Annotated in this window: 15 protein-coding genes; 10 read left to right on the forward strand and 5 right to left on the reverse strand. The window is 38.7% G+C overall.

What is annotated here, in order from left to right; translation table 11 throughout:
- Nucleotides 1–182 precede the first annotated feature (182 nt).
- The 3 genes from hutI to H7254_RS16715 all read left to right on the forward strand — a co-directional run bounded on the left by hutI (nucleotide 183) and on the right by H7254_RS16715 (nucleotide 4,865).
- Nucleotides 183–1,448 (forward strand): imidazolonepropionase, encoded by a 1,266-nt coding sequence (hutI, locus tag H7254_RS16705; protein WP_301934054.1) that lies wholly within the window; start codon nucleotides 183–185, stop codon nucleotides 1,446–1,448.
- A gap of 173 nt (nucleotides 1,449–1,621) precedes the next feature.
- Nucleotides 1,622–3,298, forward strand: a complete 1,677-nt coding sequence (gene ftcD, locus H7254_RS16710) for a glutamate formimidoyltransferase (protein WP_301934055.1) — start codon at nucleotides 1,622–1,624, stop codon at nucleotides 3,296–3,298.
- Nucleotides 3,299–4,061: 763 nt separating this feature from the next.
- Nucleotides 4,062–4,865: a Cof-type HAD-IIB family hydrolase gene (locus H7254_RS16715; protein WP_301934056.1), complete on the forward strand. Its 804-nt coding sequence runs from the start codon at nucleotides 4,062–4,064 to the stop codon at nucleotides 4,863–4,865.
- A gap of 98 nt (nucleotides 4,866–4,963) precedes the next feature.
- Here H7254_RS16715 and H7254_RS16720 read toward each other — a convergent pair whose 3' ends face one another.
- From H7254_RS16720 to H7254_RS16735, 4 genes are all read right to left on the reverse strand, one after another.
- On the reverse strand, nucleotides 4,964–5,662 hold the full coding sequence (locus H7254_RS16720; RefSeq protein ID WP_301934057.1) for a thioredoxin domain-containing protein: 699 nt from the start codon (nucleotides 5,660–5,662) through the stop codon (nucleotides 4,964–4,966).
- Between the two features lie 78 nt (nucleotides 5,663–5,740).
- Nucleotides 5,741–6,157: an SH3 domain-containing protein gene (locus H7254_RS16725; RefSeq protein WP_301934058.1), complete on the reverse strand. Its 417-nt coding sequence runs from the start codon at nucleotides 6,155–6,157 to the stop codon at nucleotides 5,741–5,743.
- Between the two features lie 28 nt (nucleotides 6,158–6,185).
- Nucleotides 6,186–6,689, reverse strand: coding sequence for a BON domain-containing protein (locus tag H7254_RS16730; RefSeq protein ID WP_301934059.1), 504 nt, complete (start codon nucleotides 6,687–6,689; stop codon nucleotides 6,186–6,188).
- 147 nt (nucleotides 6,690–6,836) lie between these two features.
- Nucleotides 6,837–7,340, reverse strand: a complete 504-nt coding sequence (locus H7254_RS16735; RefSeq protein WP_301934060.1) for a YkgJ family cysteine cluster protein — start codon at nucleotides 7,338–7,340, stop codon at nucleotides 6,837–6,839.
- Between the two features lie 699 nt (nucleotides 7,341–8,039).
- Between H7254_RS16735 and H7254_RS16740 the strand changes: the two genes are divergently transcribed.
- The 7 genes from H7254_RS16740 (at nucleotide 8,040) to H7254_RS16770 (ending at nucleotide 15,499) form a co-directional block, all read left to right on the forward strand.
- Nucleotides 8,040–9,941 carry a DNA topoisomerase IV subunit B gene (locus H7254_RS16740; RefSeq protein ID WP_301934061.1) on the forward strand — a complete coding sequence of 634 codons (1,902 nt, stop codon included), beginning with the start codon at nucleotides 8,040–8,042 and terminating at the stop codon, nucleotides 9,939–9,941.
- A gap of 72 nt (nucleotides 9,942–10,013) precedes the next feature.
- Complete coding sequence (locus tag H7254_RS16745) at nucleotides 10,014–10,382, forward strand: four helix bundle protein (RefSeq protein WP_301934062.1); 369 nt, start codon at nucleotides 10,014–10,016, stop codon at nucleotides 10,380–10,382.
- A 21-nt stretch (nucleotides 10,383–10,403) separates the two neighbouring features.
- Nucleotides 10,404–11,213: a DUF1835 domain-containing protein gene (locus H7254_RS16750; RefSeq protein WP_301934063.1), complete on the forward strand. Its 810-nt coding sequence runs from the start codon at nucleotides 10,404–10,406 to the stop codon at nucleotides 11,211–11,213.
- 3 nt (nucleotides 11,214–11,216) lie between these two features.
- Nucleotides 11,217–11,603: a VOC family protein gene (locus tag H7254_RS16755; RefSeq protein ID WP_301934064.1), complete on the forward strand. Its 387-nt coding sequence runs from the start codon at nucleotides 11,217–11,219 to the stop codon at nucleotides 11,601–11,603.
- A gap of 291 nt (nucleotides 11,604–11,894) precedes the next feature.
- Nucleotides 11,895–12,338: an IS200/IS605 family transposase gene (gene tnpA, locus H7254_RS16760; protein ID WP_301934065.1), complete on the forward strand. Its 444-nt coding sequence runs from the start codon at nucleotides 11,895–11,897 to the stop codon at nucleotides 12,336–12,338.
- A gap of 45 nt (nucleotides 12,339–12,383) precedes the next feature.
- Nucleotides 12,384–14,900: a DNA gyrase/topoisomerase IV subunit A gene (locus H7254_RS16765; protein WP_301934066.1), complete on the forward strand. Its 2,517-nt coding sequence runs from the start codon at nucleotides 12,384–12,386 to the stop codon at nucleotides 14,898–14,900.
- 308 nt (nucleotides 14,901–15,208) lie between these two features.
- Nucleotides 15,209–15,499, forward strand: a complete 291-nt coding sequence (locus H7254_RS16770) for a DUF2071 domain-containing protein (protein ID WP_301934067.1) — start codon at nucleotides 15,209–15,211, stop codon at nucleotides 15,497–15,499.
- 85 nt (nucleotides 15,500–15,584) lie between these two features.
- Here the strand turns inward: H7254_RS16770 and H7254_RS16775 are convergent.
- Nucleotides 15,585–15,796: hypothetical protein (locus H7254_RS16775; RefSeq protein WP_301934068.1), on the reverse strand; the 212-nt coding region annotated here is incomplete at its 5' end.

Consider the following 15,796-nt stretch of genomic DNA (forward strand, 5'->3'; position numbering starts at 1 on the left):
AAAAGCATTGGGTAAAAATGCTTTTTTTGTAGAAGATAGAAATGATTTTCTGGAGACGGCAAGGCCACATCTTACCAGCAATTGTGTTTTGTTATTAATGGGTGCAAGAGACCCGGGCCTGGAACAATTTGGAAAAGAAATTTGGGAAAAATTATAGTTACGTGCAGTAATATTTTGTAAGTATGTCAAACACCACTATCATCATCAACATTACCAGGCTGGTAAATGTACGTGGGCAGAGTAATTTGTTAAGCGGAGCAGCTTTGGCTGATTTACCCTGTATTGAAGATGCATTTTTATTGGTAGAAGACGGGATGATTGCTGAATATGGTGCGATGTTTGAACTGGAAATTAAAGTACCGCAATTACCCAAATATATTATTGAGGCGCAAGGCCGCTTTGTATTGCCAGCTTGGTGCGATAGTCATACTCACCTTGTGTTTTCGGCCAGCAGGGAAAATGAATTTATTGATAAAATAAAGGGAATGAGTTATGCTGAAATTGCTGTAAAAGGCGGTGGTATAATAAACTCTGCGCAAAAATTAAACGATGTCAGTGAAGATGAATTATTTAATCAGGCATGGAAAAGGCTGCAGGAAGTAAGCAAACTCGGAACCGGTGCCATCGAAATAAAAAGTGGTTATGGCTTATCAGTAGCAGGCGAATTGAAGATGCTGAGAGTGATAAAAAAACTAAAGGAAAAATCAAACCTGCTTATTAAGTCAACTTTTTTGGGGGCACATACTTACCCTATTCAATACAGAGAAAATCATCAGGGATATATTGACAGTATTATCAATGAAATGCTGCCCGTAATCGCTGGTGAACAATTAGCTGATTATATCGACGTGTTTTGCGAAACCGGTTTTTTTTCGCCACAGGAAATGGAAACGATCTGTAAGGCAGGTATGGCTTATAGCTTAAGACCAAAGCTGCATGTAAACCAGTTAAACAGCATTGGTGGAATTGAAATGGGATTGAATTTAAACGCCGTTTCACTCGACCATCTGGAATCATTAACCCGTGAAGAAATTGTTCAACTGGGCAAGCAGAGTAACAACAATGGAAACGAAACTATTTGTACGTTGCTGCCCACTGCCGCTTTTTTTTTAAGAATGGGTTTTCCGGATGCACGTGCACTCATTAATGCGGGTTGCGCTGTTGCACTTGCAAGCGATTTTAATCCTGGTTCATCACCCAGTGGCAACATGAACCTGGTGGTTGCCCTCAGTTGTATTCAAATGAAAATGTTGCCGGAAGAAGCCATCAATGCAGCCACTATCAACGGAGCGTACGCCATGGAACTGGGCAATGAAACGGGTAGTATTACCGTGGGTAAAAAAGCCAACCTTATCTTTACCAAACCCATACCATCACTGGCTTATTTACCTTATTGCTTTGGTACAAATTTAATAGATCGGGTGATGATTGGCGGGGAGTTTATTTAGCCGTTGATTAAGCATTAAATTTGATCAGTTTGAATAGATGTTTTTGCAATTTTTTTAAAAAGTGGCCGGTGGGGACACCGGTGACGGCGGTTAGCCTAGGCTGGTGTCCCCACAAAACTCAAGATGGTAAATGAAAATTCTATTTTTAGACAGTTCTAAGATAAAAAAATAATATGCAACAACTAATTGAATGCGTTCCCAATTTTAGTGAAGGTAATAACATTGCTATCATCAACCAGATAACCGCAGCAATTGAAAGTGTGGATGGAGTGCGGTTATTAAATGTTGATCCAGGCAAAGCGACAAGTCGTACCGTTGTAACAATGGTTGGTATGCCGGAAGCCGTTGTAGAAGCGGCTTTTAGAGCTATAAAAAAAGCGGGCGAATTGATTGATATGACAAAGCACACAGGCGAACATCCAAGGATGGGTGCAACAGATGTTTGTCCCTTGATTCCGGTTGCCAATATCAGCATGGAAGAAACTGTACAATATGCGCAGCAATTGGCCAAACGGGTAGGGGAAGAATTGCAATTGCCGGTTTATTTATACGAGGCTGCACAACCCAATAAACAGCGTAGTAATTTATCGCATATCCGTGCAGGTGAATACGAAGCTTTTATAAAAAAAATTGAACATCCTGAATGGAAGCCGGATTTTGGCCCTGCCGTTTTTGATGCCAAACGGGGGGCAACCGTAATTGGTGCCAGGGATTTTTTGGTAGCCTATAATGTTAATCTAAACACTACCAGTACACGCCGTGCAAATGCCATTGCCTTTGATGTAAGGGAAGCAGGCCGTGCCAAGCTTATAAACGGTAAGCCTATCCTGGATGAAAATGGTAAACCTGTCAACATTCCCGGTAGCTTAAAAGCGGTAAAAGCCATTGGATGGTTTATTGAAGAATATGGCATTGCACAGATTTCTATAAACCTGACCAATATTAATATAACCCCCGTGCACATTGCCTTTGATGAAATTTGTACCAAAGCAAATAAACGCGGCATACGGGTTACTGGTAGTGAGTTAGTAGGTTTAATTCCACTAAAGGCAATGCTGGATGCCGGTAAATATTTTTTACTAAAACAGCAACGTTCTATTGGAGTTTCTGAAAAGGAATTAATACTGATTGCAATTAAATCCCTGGGGCTGGATGGGCTGGCACCTTTTAAACCGGAAGAAAGAATTATAGAATACCTGCTGGCTGATAAAACAGATAGTAAAATGATACATTTATCACTTACTGAATTTGCGGATGAAACCGCCAGTGAAAGCCCCGCGCCTGGCGGTGGTTCTATTGCGGCATATATTGGCGCGTTGGGGGTATCGCTTGCAACAATGGTGGCTAATTTATCAGCCCATAAAAAAGGTTGGGATGACCGCTGGCAGGAATTTAGCGATTGGGCAGACAAGGGTCAGCAATATAAAAATGAACTACTGAAACTGGTGGATGCGGATACCAAAGCATTCAACCAGATCATGTATGCTTTTGGGTTGCCCAAAGCCAATGAAGAAGAAAAAATACTACGTTCAAAAGCCATACAGGAAGCAACACGGTATGCTATTGAAATTCCTTTTAAAGTAATGCACCTGGCGCATGCAAGTCTGCAGTTAATAACGGCCATGGTTCAAAACGGTAATCCAAATTCAGTGTCTGATGCAGGTGTTGGTGCTCTTTGTGCACGTAGTGCAGTGATCGGTGCTTTTATGAATGTACGCATCAATGCAGCAGGATATAATGATAAAAAATTTGTTGCAGATATCATTGCTAAAGGCAATGCAATTGAACAGGAAACAATTGCCCGGGAAGCAGCGATTTTAAAAATAGTCAATGAAAAAATAGGGCTATAGCTTTTGGTATCAAAGGTTAAATTGCGGTAGTAAAACTGCGAGTGGCCGGCACAAAAGAGCAGATAGCAATGATCCGTTCCTTTCAAAAAAATATTGTCCACACCAGAAATCCATTTTAGAAAATTATAGAGGTGTAACTTTCCTTTAGAGGTAGGGCCTTCCAAAACATAGGACTGTAAAGGTTTTGGGCTGTAAACTGTATAAAAATAATTGCAGTCTAACGTTCGGTACCGACAGATACTGCTATTAAAGAATTTGTTTCATTTGCTTTATTGAAATTTACACATTCCAACAAACAACCTGCTCACGTTTGGTATCAGCCGTTACTACAATTTGGAATGTTTGCAAAATGGTATGTGGTACAAGAGTGCGACGCAAGGATGCTGCAATGAAAAACAATTGCCCGGACAAAAAACATTCATACTACAACAAAGGCAGCAGTAACTTTTATGAAAGAGAAAATAACAGGCATACTGCCCGTTTAATCGTGAATACAATGAAAGGATTGAAGCTGTCAGAAATAATTTCTTTATGAGGTAGTAAAAAAACAACATATAATTGAAACACTGCGGATTTAGCGGGTATGAAAAGATCCGATGGATATTTGAAAAATATCGCCATCATGATTATCACCACAGAGATAATCATGACCAGGATGATCCTGACAGGAGCAACTGATAACAAAATACTGTCAGCAAAAAGAGCTTCCGGTTGCGGGGGCATTTTTATTATATTTGCCCACTTAAATAAATAAAACACTACCATGTACAAAGCGGTTTTTATAGATATGGATGGAACTTTGTTGAAGAGTGACCATTCTGTGAGCGATGCTAATAAGCAGGCAATTCATCACCTGCAGCAAAAGGGTATTTTAGTAGTACCTATTTCGGCCCGGCCTTTACATGGTATGGTAAACATTACTAAAAATGTAGTTACAGATGATATGCCGCTGGTAAGTTTGAATGGTGGTTATATTGTGCATAAAAATGAAATCATCTACCAGGATGCGGTGTCGCTAAACGATGCGGCGCATGTGAACAAAGAACTGCAAGGATATGATGTATCGGCGATGTATTACAGCCAGATGGAATGGTTTGCTGAAATGGAAAATGACCTTATTAAAAAAGAACAAAGAATTACTGCCGTTAAAATAAAAATACAACCCTTCGCAGAAACACTTCAGTATTGGGAAGGTCAAAATAACGGTCCGAATAAAATATTAATTGCCGGTGAAAAACAGCTGATACATGATATTGAACAAAGACTAATTGAACTGCACCAGGGGAATTTAAATATTTTTAAATCCCAAGCTACCTACCTGGAAGTGATGAGTACCGGGGCTTCCAAAGCAAAGGCTATTGAATTTTTGATGAGCAGGTATGGAATTGATAAAAATGAAATCATTGCCATTGGAGATAATTTTAACGATAAAGGAATGATTGAACTGGCAGGCATGGGTGTGGCCATGGGTAATGCTCCGGAGGAAATAAAAATGTCAGCTAATTATGTAACCGATACTAATAATAATGATGGAGTTGCTAAAGCACTACAGCATATTTTTAAGTAGTCTTTCTTCAGGCCAGCTTCTGCTTCAATATTTAGTGTTTCAGCTAAAAGGCTGTCCTCAATCTCGATGGCATCGGTCTGTCGTTATTGCAGAATTGATCAGGGTTGCAGGGCAGTTGCCATTTCTTTTTCTGTAGCAATGCCATCTTTGCGCCAAACGGGTTGGCCATTTTTAAAAACAATAAAGACAGGTAAGGCGGTTACAGCATATTTTTTTAACAGGTCAATATCTTTGCCTCCATCTACTTTTACCAGTTTAAATTTATGCGGATTATTGTTTTGCAGGCTTTTTAAAACAGGTTCCATTTTTTTACAAGGCGGGCACCAGGTGGCCCCAAAATCAACCAATACGGTTTGACCGCTAATGGCCGCATCAAACGCTTCAATGCTCATTTGTTTTTCATCCATTTTTCCTTCCAACGGTTTATTGGCAGCTTTCCAGGCATTGATGCCACCTGCTAGTTCCACCACATTTTCGTAACCAATGGAACGCATTTCTTTTGCAGCAGCAGCACTTCTACTACCGGCAAGGCAGTAGATATAGACTGGTTTATTTTTATCTACAAAAGTAATTCTGCGGCTAAACTCTGGCTTATCATTCCAATTGGCAAGGAGCGTATTTTTTATATGCCCTGATGCATATTCATCCGGCGTTCTTACGTCTAAAATTTGTACAGAATCTTTAGTGATTGCTTTTTCAAATTCCTCCGGCGTTACCGTTGTTTTTGTTTGTGCGTTGCAGGAAAGCAACAGCAACGCAAAAAAAAATGTGACTAAGATGCGGTAAGTTGTCTTCATAAAAATATTTTATCGAAGCTACAAACAAAAAACCATCCACGTGTAGGTGGATGGTTTTTTGTTTACTATAATTTAAAATCACATTGGGGAAAGATATTGTGCATAAGCGTATCCTTCTTCACCATCTTTTGTTCTAACTTTCCACCAGCTATCATCTGTTTTTTCTACCAGCGTCACCACCTCATCATGTGCTGCTTTACCAACTATTTCGCCCTCGGTGCTAGGTGTGCTGCGGATATTAAGATTAGTAGAATCCGTAGTTACTTTTAACTGTGCGCCTGCATCTGCTTTAATATCAATATTCATCATTAAATCGCCACTGGCCATATTGGGATCAATTTTATTATACAATGCCCAAAGTGCATCATAATCAGCCGTGCTGTTTGCGGTTCCGCTAACGTGTAATACGCCATCTTGTTCTGCAACGGCTAAGCCTGCTACACCCATGGTAGTAGCGGATTGTATCAACTCAGCATATTTTTCCTGAAGTGCCATTTTATTAATTATTTAACTGTAATTGTAATTATTTTTTGTCTGTTAATTTGCTTACATCCGATTTTACTTTTGCAGTAGCCAACATCTGCATAATTTTCATCCTGTCTGCTTTGCTAACTTCGCCGGCAAGAACCGCTTTCTCTCCTTCAAATTCAACACTAACACCTTTGATATCTTTTAAGCCATCTTTTACTTTCTGTTGTGCAGCAGCATCTAAAGTAGTAGTTAACGAAGCAGGAGGGGTAGCTACAACCGGCGGTGCAGGAATTGTAAAATTGGCCACTACAGATTTAACACCCTTTACCTCTTTGGCCGCTTTTTCGCATTCCATTTTACACATGTCGTCTTTGCATTCACCGCTTAGCGTGGCAACACCACCTTTTACATCTACTGTGGCTCCCTGTACCATGTTGGGCATGGCATTCAATTTTGCTTCTATAGCAGTTTTAATGTCTGCATCTTTTGGTTTACAGCTTACAAAGCTTACCGTGGTTATAATGGCAACTGCCATCAATAGTTTTGTCAATTTCATGTTTTGTAATTTTTTGGTTAAAATTATTGTTCAAAGAAAAGTAAAAAGAAGGTAGTTATTATATTTATTTAAAAACTTAACCGTAATTTTTTTTGAATAAAAATAATAGATAACCCATTTTTATTAGCTATATAAAAATAGTGATTATCAGTATTTAAACTCCAATTTTTCTTTTAGTGCTTCTACCACGTTAAAAATAATCGGACAAAGTGCATAATACATCAAGGTACCAAATAGCCGCCCGGTAAAATTTTCCTTATGCAAATGCGGAAATTCCCTGCATTCGGTAAACCGGTTTTCATAAATAGTGCAACTGCTATCCGCTAAAAAATGACAGGGAATTGTATTCACAATCATTTGCCCCTCAGCGCTTATTTCAATGTATTTTTCTTTTACAATCTCTATTTTTTCGTTAAGGTGCAGGGCCAATGATAGTGTTTCTTCTGGCGTAACATTTATCATCAATGACCGGCAGCAATTACCACATTGTGTGCAGTCAATTTGTGGGGTAACTACGGCATTAATATCATGAACTATCGCATCAATCGTACCACTATCCTGTTGCTTTAAAAAAATGCGGAAGGCATCATTTTCATTTTCATTTGTAGCAGCAATTGCTGCAATTTGTGTAAGGTTAGTTAGTAGCTTCAAAGAATTAATTTAGGAAGTTGATAAAGTATTAAAATACTATCGGCAAATTTTTTATATCATCCGTTGAAACTGCAATATCCAATTGCTTTTTAAAAATTTATGCCTCCGTATTCTTTTTTGTTTTTACAAAGATTCATTTAAGTGTTTCAAAGAGCAATGATTATTCGGATTTTCTTTAAGATCTTTCTAAAAAATATTTTTGGCCTATGCAAATAAACTGGCTTTTAAAAGCGTTGCTCCTGGATTTTTAGCTGCTGGCAATAACCAATCCCTTCAACTGCTGTGCTAAAGTATTTTTGGTGCCAATTTTTGTCCGGGCCTCAAAGCCATGTGGTAAATTCTTGCGTCGCCCTCTTGTACCGCATAACTTATGGCAGCTTTTACCTTAGCGTATCAGGGAGGTTCTTTTTCAAAATTATGTCAGCAGCCAGCGTTTTAAATTTTATTAATCGCAACTTTATTTTATACACAGATGTTAAAAACCCTTGCCGTTTTCTGTATGCTGGTTTAACTATATTTGCCTTTGTTTAAAATTACTAAATAAATTAGTAGCTTGCGGCCCGATTAGCGGTTGCTTGCAATAATAATGTAGCAATTTTTACAACCGCTTTGATAAAAGTTTCCTAAAGGTATTTGGTACAAGAGTGCGACGCAATGATGCATAATTGAAAAACAAATGCCAGGCTCAAAATAAAAAAAATGGCAGATAGAGAAAAAATAGCGGCTGATTATAACGAAGACTCGATACGGAGTTTGGATTGGAAAGAACATATCCGTCTCAGGCCGGGCATGTACATCGGTAAACTGGGCGACGGCAGCAGCGCCGATGATGGCGTGTATGTTTTAATGAAAGAAGTGATTGACAACTGCATTGATGAACATACTATGGGATATGGCAGGCATGTGGATGTTGCTATTGATGGTAAAACAATTACGGTAAGGGATTACGGCCGTGGTATTCCGCTGGGTAAAGTGGTGGATGTGGTAAGTAAAATAAATACCGGTGCCAAATACGACAGCAAAGCTTTTCAAAAAAGTGTGGGCTTAAATGGGGTAGGTACCAAGGCGGTGAATGCATTGAGCGATTATTTTAAAGTAACGGCCTACCGTGAAGGCAAAGAAAAAACGGCCGAGTTTGCAAAAGGTGTTTTGATAAAAGAACACAAGGAAGCTGCCACCAAAGAGGAGAACGGAACTTTTGTAACTTTTATTCCGGATGAAGATATTTTTAAAAATTTTCATTTTGTACAGGAGTATTTAGACAACCAGTTTTGGAACTATTGTTACCTGAACGCTGGCTTGGTGATGAACCTGAATGGCAAGCGGTATGTCAGCAAAAATGGTCTGCTTGATCTGTTGCAACGCAAGACAAACGAAGATGAAATACGTTACCCGATTATACATTTAAAAGGGGAAGATATTGAACTGGCGCTCACACATGAAAGTGCCTACGGAGAAGAGTATTACAGTTTTGTAAACGGACAGTTTACTACCCAGGGCGGTACGCACTTAGCTGCTTTTAGAGAAGGCTATGTAAAAACAATCCGTGATTTTTATAAAAAAGATTATGATGCTGCCGACATTCGCGGAAGTATCTGCGCAGCCATTTCGGTAAGGGTGCAGGAACCGGTTTTTGAAAGCCAGACAAAAACAAAACTTGGTTCTCAAAATGTATCGGAAGGTGGCCCGAGTATGAAAAATTTTATCGGCGAATTTTTAGGTAAGGAATTAAACAATTTTTTACATAGAAATACTGCTACTGCCGAAGCATTAAAAAAGCGTATTGAACAAAATGAGCGGGAACGAAAGGAATTATCCGGCATTCGCAAACTGGCCAATGAAAGGGCAAAAAAAGCGAACCTGCACAATAAAAAATTAAGGGATTGTAAATTTCACTACAACGATGAAGCCAGTGGAAAAGACAAGGATAATATTTTAGAAAAACAAAAGGAAAGTACGATTTTTATTACGGAAGGCGATAGTGCCAGTGGGAGTATTACCAAGGCAAGGAATGTAAATACGCAGGCTGTTTTTAGCTTGCGTGGTAAGCCCTTAAACTGCTATGGGCTCACCAAAAAAGTAGTGTACGAAAATGAAGAATTCAACCTGTTACAGCATGCGTTGAATATAGAAGAAGGATACGAAACACTGCGCTACAACAATATAGTGTTTGCAACGGATGCTGATGTGGATGGCTTGCATATCCGCTTGTTACTAATGACTTTTTTTCTGCAGTTTTTTCCGGACCTGGTGAAGAACGGCCATGTATACATTTTAGAAACTCCTTTATTCAGGGTTCGTAATAAGCAAGAAACTATCTATTGTTATGATGAAACAGAAAAGCAGGCTGCCATTAAAAAACTGGGCAGCAAACCGGAGATCACCCGGTTTAAAGGACTGGGAGAAATTAGTCCGGATGAGTTTGCTCGCTTCATTAACCGCGATATGAAATTACAACCGGTGATGATGTTGCCAGATACACATATTCAACAATTACTGGAATACTATATGGGCAAGAATACGCCTACCCGGCAGGAGTTTATTATAGATAACCTGAATGTAGAATTGGATTTGGTTGAAGAGGCGGTTTTTAAGGAGTAATTAATAATTATTAATTAATAATTTTTTCAATTCGATTTTGCTAAATTTTATTAAAGCATTAAAACATGTTTTATGAAGACTGAAAATATCATCATTGACAAATCATTTCAATTTGGATTAAGGATTGTGAAGTTGTTTATGCATTTACGAAAGATAAAAGTTGAAAGAGATTTAGGTACTCAATTTTTGAGAAGCGGTACTTCAATTGGAGCTAACATCGAAGAAGCGATCGGAGGATCGTCCAGAAAAGATTTTGTTCATAAACTGGAAATCGCGTACAAGGAACCCAGGGAAACAAGGTATTGGCTGAGGCTTTTAAAAGGCAGCAGTCTGCTGGAAAATAAACTTGCAGAATCGTTTATAAAAGATTGCGAAGAAATCATAAAAATTCTGACCGCAATATTGAATTCTTCAAAAACACAACAAATTATTAATTCTTAATTATTAATTTTTAATTAAATCATGATCCATATAGTTTTTAACGAAGCAGATATCAAAGTTATAAAGGAAGCCATGGCACTGGATGAAACCCTGCAGGGGGAAGTGACTCAAATAAAGGATGATTACGCAGTGGGCCCTCTGGGAAATATTTATATCGGCGAAGGCATTGAAGCCCGCAAGCAATGGTGGCGCGAGATATTGGCTGGCGGAGATTATGCTGGCAAAGCAGATGGCGGGGAGGTGGATGATTACAAAACAGTTGCGGAACTTGTTGGTACTATGCGACGTGATCCTGAACAATTGATCTGGATATGGGCCGCACAAAACAAGCATGATGTGAGCGGTTATTACTGGCTGTTAAAATACATGCAGGAATTCCAGGGCAGGGTATTTATTTTGTATTTGAATAACCTGCCGTTCATCAACGAAAAGGGGAATATTTTTTATCCCAACTGGTTGTATGAAATACCAGCAAAAGAATTTTTAAAGGCAAAGAAACTGGCTCGGGAAATTACCCTCAGTGAGTTTGAAGTTGATCCCGATGAGTGGACAAAATTGTGTGGTGAAAATAAGGGCATCCGTTTGCTGGAAGGTGGGAAAAAATTAGGTCAGGAAGACTATGACTTTTATGATGCTGAATTAATAAAATTCATTACACCCGACTGGCAGAAAGCATCAAAAATTATTCATCAATATGGAAGTAAAGCAAAGCACACAACCGGAGATGCATATTTGCTATGGCGCTTGAAAGTGATGATAGCTCAGGATATGTTTGATGTACAGGGGAAGATAAGCAATATGAAAGAATTTGAAATAAAAATAAAAGTATAATTCATGACTATAAAAGCCATACATCATATCGCTATTTTAACGGATGAGTACGAGCGTAGTAAAGCATTTTATACAGAAGTGCTGGGTTTTAAAATACTGGCAGAAACCTACCGGGAATCAAGAAAATCCTACAAGTTGGATCTGGCCATCAATGGACAATACCAGATTGAATTGTTTTCTTTTCCGGAGTTTAAAGAGCGGGCTTCTTTTCCGGAACAAAAGGGATTGCGTCACCTGGCTTTTGCGGTAGATAATATTGAAGAGTCCGTAGGAGAGTTGCTTGCAAAAGGGGTGGATGTGCAAGGCATAAGAACAGATGAGTTAACCAATAAAAAGTTTTGTTTTTTTTATGATCCCAACGGGCAACCGCTGGAGTTGTACGAAGTATAATAGTTAGGAAGTTGTTTGAAAGATTATAAAAGGGGCTTGCTCCTACTGAGCAAATGTTTTGTATTAGTGGTCTGTTACAAAGAGGATGCCCCGATGAGGCAATAAAAATGTGACTTAACATAGGTGTGGCTAATGCAGGTTGTTGGTTTAATAAAAAATTATCAACCGGCTCCATCGAAGCCACCCCATTGTAAAAAAAATGGAAGATTGTAAAACCGGCTCCATCGGAGCCACCCCTTTGTAGAAAAATAGATTTTTTTAAAATTTTAAAACAACACAAACAATTGTACCATGCCAAACACCTACACACAATTATTAACCCAATCGGTTTTTGCTGTAAAAGGAAGGCAAGATTTAATTGAAGAACCCATCAGGGAAAGCATAGAAAAATTCATCTGTGGTACAGCCACCACAAGAAAACACAAGCCGCTGGCCGTTTATTGCATGCCGGATCATTTGCATTTTTTAATCGGTTTAAATCCGGATCAATCGATTTCCAATTTGGTGAAGGAAATTAAGATGGCTTCAAATGATTTTATAAACGGCAATCATTTTACAAAACAACATTTTAACTGGCAGGAAGGTTATGGGGCTTTTTCCTATTCCCGGTCGGCGTTGGATAAGGTGGTAAAATACATTCTCAATCAAAAAGAGCATCACGAAAAGAAAACATTTAAACAGGAATATATCAGTTTTTTAGAAAAATTCGCCGTAAAGTATGATGAAAAATATTAGTTCGAATTTTATCTGTAAAAAATAACAACAACAAGGGTATAAACAATGGCAACAAGTAAAAATAAAGAAGATTACATCCATACAGACAGTGGTATTGGCGGGCAATACAAAACATGGTTTTTAAACTATGCCAGTTATGTAATATTGGAAAGAGCGGTACCTGCAATAGAAGACGGACTAAAGCCGGTACAGCGGCGAATTCTGCATGCGATGAAAGAAATGGACGATGGCCGTTTTAATAAGGTAGCCAACATCATTGGTCAGTCTATGCAATACCATCCGCATGGCGATATGAGTATAGGCGATGCGCTGGTAAACCTCGGGCAAAAAGATTTGCTGATTGAAACGCAGGGAAACTGGGGCGATGTACGCACCGGTGATGATGCAGCGGCAGCAAGATACATTGAGGCAAGGCTCAGCAAGTTTGCTTTAGAAGTTGCCTTCAATAGCAAAACTACCGAATGGGCACTGAGTTATGATGGCAGAAAAAATGAGCCGGTAACCCTGCCAATGAAATTTCCTTTGCTGCTTGCACAGGGTGCCGACGGGATTGCAGTAGGACTGGCCACGAAAATTTTACCCCATAATTTTTGCGAACTTATTGATGCGTCTATTAAATATTTAAAAGGAAAAAAGTTTGAATTACTACCTGATTTTTTAACCGGTGGCACCATGGATGCCACCAATTACAACGATGGAAAAAGGGGTGGCAAAATAAGGGTTCGGGCCATCATTGAAGAGCTGGATAAAAAAAATCTGGTGATCAGAAGTGTGCCTTACAGTGTTACTACCACGCAGTTGATGGAGAGCATCGTAAAAGCCACCGACCAGGGAAAAATAAAGATCAAAAAAGTAAATGATCATACCGCTGCGAATGTAGAAATTATCATTGAACTGGCGTCTGGTATTTCACCGGATATTACCATTGATGCCTTGTATGCGTTTACAGATTGTGAAGTCAGCATTTCGCCCAACGCCTGCGTAATTACAAATAACAAACCGCAGTTTATCGGTGTTCCTGAACTGTTAAGGGTTTCAGCCGATAACACCAAAGATCTGCTGAAGAGGGAACTTGAAATAAGGTTGGGAGAACTGCAGGAAAAATGGCATTACACTTCCCTGGAAAAAATATTCTTTGAAGAAAAAATTTATAAGGAATTAGAGAAGAAACATGAAACCTGGGAAAAGGTGCTCACCGCCATTGATACCGCCTTTACACCTTTCAAAAAACTATTGCGCAGGGATATAACAAGAGAAGATATTGTTAAGCTTACCGAGAAGCCGGTACGCCGTATTTACAAGCTGGATATTGATGAACTGAATGAGCAGATAAAAGGGCTGGAAGCAGACATTGAACAGGTAAAATACGATCTGGAACATTTAACAGAATATGCGGTAGCTTATTATGAAAACCTGTTAAAGAAATTTGGTAAGGGCAGGGAACGCAAAACTGAAATTAAACAGTTTGACACCATACAGGCCAGGAATGTAGCCATCGCCAATATTAAGTTATATGTAAATTATGCGGACGGTTTTATAGGCACAGTTTTAAAGAAGGATGAATTGATTGCAGAGGTCAGCGACCTGGATGATATCATTGCATTTACAAAAACTGGTATCATGAAAGTGGTGAGGGTTTCTGATAAAATATTTATTGGTAAGGACATTATACATGTGGCAGTATTTCAAAAAAGTGATGAGCGTACTACTTATAACCTGTTGTATGCCGACGGTAAAACCGGTGTTAGTTATGCCAAGCGTTTTAACGTAACCGGTATTACAAGAGATAAAGAATACGACCTCACAAAGGGCAGTGAAAAAAGCAGGGTACATTATTTTACTGCCAACCCAAATGGCGAAGCAGAAGTATTGAAGATTGTACTGAGTCCCAATTGTACCGCCAAGAAAAAGGAACTGGAATTTTATTTTGAAGAACTGGAAATAAAAGGGCGGGGCAGCATCGGCAACCAGGTAACCAAGTACCCGGTAAAATCGGTTAAGTTTAAAGAGGCCGGCAAGTCTACTTTGGATGCTAAAAAATTATGGTTCGATAATAAATTTGGCCGCCTCAACACTGAAGAAAAAGGAGTGTATCTCAGCAAGTTTGATGCAGAAGACAGGATACTGGTTATTTACAATGATGGCAATTACGAGATAACCGACCAGGAACTAACGCAGCGGTTTGACGCTGAAAAAATATTACTGATAGAAAAATTTAAAGCAGATAAAATTGTAACCGCTGTGTACCTCGACAATGAAAAACTGCAGTATAATATCAAGCGTTTTAAAATTGAAACCACTACATTAAAAAGTAAATTCTTCTTCATCAAAGAAGGCAAAGACAACCGCCTTGAAATGGTAACCACCGACGCAGAACCATTGCTGGTGGTAAAAACAGGCCGTGGCCAGTTGGTGAGAAGCGCCAAATTTAAAGTAAATAAAATGGTAGAAGTAATGGGCTGGAAGGCAGTAGGGGCCAAGCTTACAGAATACAGTAAAAGTATAGAAATGGAGTGGGAGCGTAAGAACGATGATGAAAATGCACAGCCGGAATTATTTTAATTTTGTCCGGCCAAAGCAGCAGCCATGTGGTAAATTCTTACGTCGCCCTCTTGTACTTTTATAGCGTTTTGCAACGCTTTCAATCCGGTACTTAAAATGGAATCAGTCCGTTTGTAAAGCGCATAGCGTCAACTGAATTTGTTCGCTTACATACTAGGAAGCTGTACTTGTGCTATAAAAAAATTCAGCATTTATTTTAATAAATCATTAATTTACAGTGAATAAAAAAAATACTTTACTGAAAAACAGTAGTGTATTATAGCGTAAATACAGATATAAGCTGCTATGGTACAACAAACCTCATTAACATGAAACTTCCAACAATACATGGTTTTATAGACAGACGAATATTAATCAACTTTACTGCCGATCCCAAAGATGTAGAAAAAATTATACCAGAACTTTTTCGACCAAAAGTTTATAAAGGCAAAGCAATCGTTGGAATTTGTTTAATTAGACTTAAAAAAATTAAACCAAAAGGACTTCCTAATTTATTGGAATTTCTTCTGAAAATGGGGCTCATAGAATTGCAGTTGAGTGGGACGAAGACGGACAAGTTAAAGAAGGTGTTTTTATTCCAAGGCGTGACACATCATTAAAATTAAACACAATTATTGGCGGCAGACTATTTCCAGGAAAACAATATTTAGCAAAGTTCAATGTAATTGAGACAAAGGAAAATTATCATATTGATTTTATTAGTTCTGATGAAACATAGATTTCTATAGACGCAAGGGAAGTTAAAACGTTTGACACTAAATAGGGTCTGCTCAACAACTCTAAAACGTTGGTATATTTGAGTTGTAGGTCAAATAAAACATTTGAGATGCAAGCCAAACCAATAAAAGCAGTAAAAAAGCGTGCAGCAACTCCGCAGTATGTTAGCCCAAACCAGC

Origin of the sequence: Ferruginibacter sp., assembly GCF_014377975.1 — a bacterium.
Classification (GTDB): domain Bacteria; phylum Bacteroidota; class Bacteroidia; order Chitinophagales; family Chitinophagaceae; genus Ferruginibacter.

Excerpts from the sequence above, each read along its gene's own strand:
- H7254_RS16725 (WP_301934058.1), bottom strand. The coding sequence starts at position 6,157 with ATGGCACTTCAGGAAAAATATGCTGAGTTGATACAATCCGCTACTACC.
- H7254_RS16720 (WP_301934057.1), bottom strand. The coding sequence starts at position 5,662 with ATGAAGACAACTTACCGCATCTTAGTCACATTTTTTTTTGCGTTGCTG.
- H7254_RS16755 (WP_301934064.1), top strand. The coding sequence starts at position 11,217 with ATGACTATAAAAGCCATACATCATATCGCTATTTTAACGGATGAGTAC.
- H7254_RS16715 (WP_301934056.1), top strand. The coding sequence starts at position 4,062 with ATGTACAAAGCGGTTTTTATAGATATGGATGGAACTTTGTTGAAGAGT.
- tnpA (WP_301934065.1), top strand. The coding sequence starts at position 11,895 with ATGCCAAACACCTACACACAATTATTAACCCAATCGGTTTTTGCTGTA.
- H7254_RS16745 (WP_301934062.1), top strand. The coding sequence starts at position 10,014 with ATGAAGACTGAAAATATCATCATTGACAAATCATTTCAATTTGGATTA.
- H7254_RS16765 (WP_301934066.1), top strand. The coding sequence starts at position 12,384 with ATGGCAACAAGTAAAAATAAAGAAGATTACATCCATACAGACAGTGGT.
- hutI (WP_301934054.1), top strand. The coding sequence starts at position 183 with ATGTCAAACACCACTATCATCATCAACATTACCAGGCTGGTAAATGTA.
- H7254_RS16740 (WP_301934061.1), top strand. The coding sequence starts at position 8,040 with ATGGCAGATAGAGAAAAAATAGCGGCTGATTATAACGAAGACTCGATA.
- H7254_RS16730 (WP_301934059.1), bottom strand. The coding sequence starts at position 6,689 with ATGAAATTGACAAAACTATTGATGGCAGTTGCCATTATAACCACGGTA.
- ftcD (WP_301934055.1), top strand. The coding sequence starts at position 1,622 with ATGCAACAACTAATTGAATGCGTTCCCAATTTTAGTGAAGGTAATAAC.
- H7254_RS16750 (WP_301934063.1), top strand. The coding sequence starts at position 10,404 with ATGATCCATATAGTTTTTAACGAAGCAGATATCAAAGTTATAAAGGAA.
- H7254_RS16770 (WP_301934067.1), top strand. The coding sequence starts at position 15,209 with ATGAAACTTCCAACAATACATGGTTTTATAGACAGACGAATATTAATC.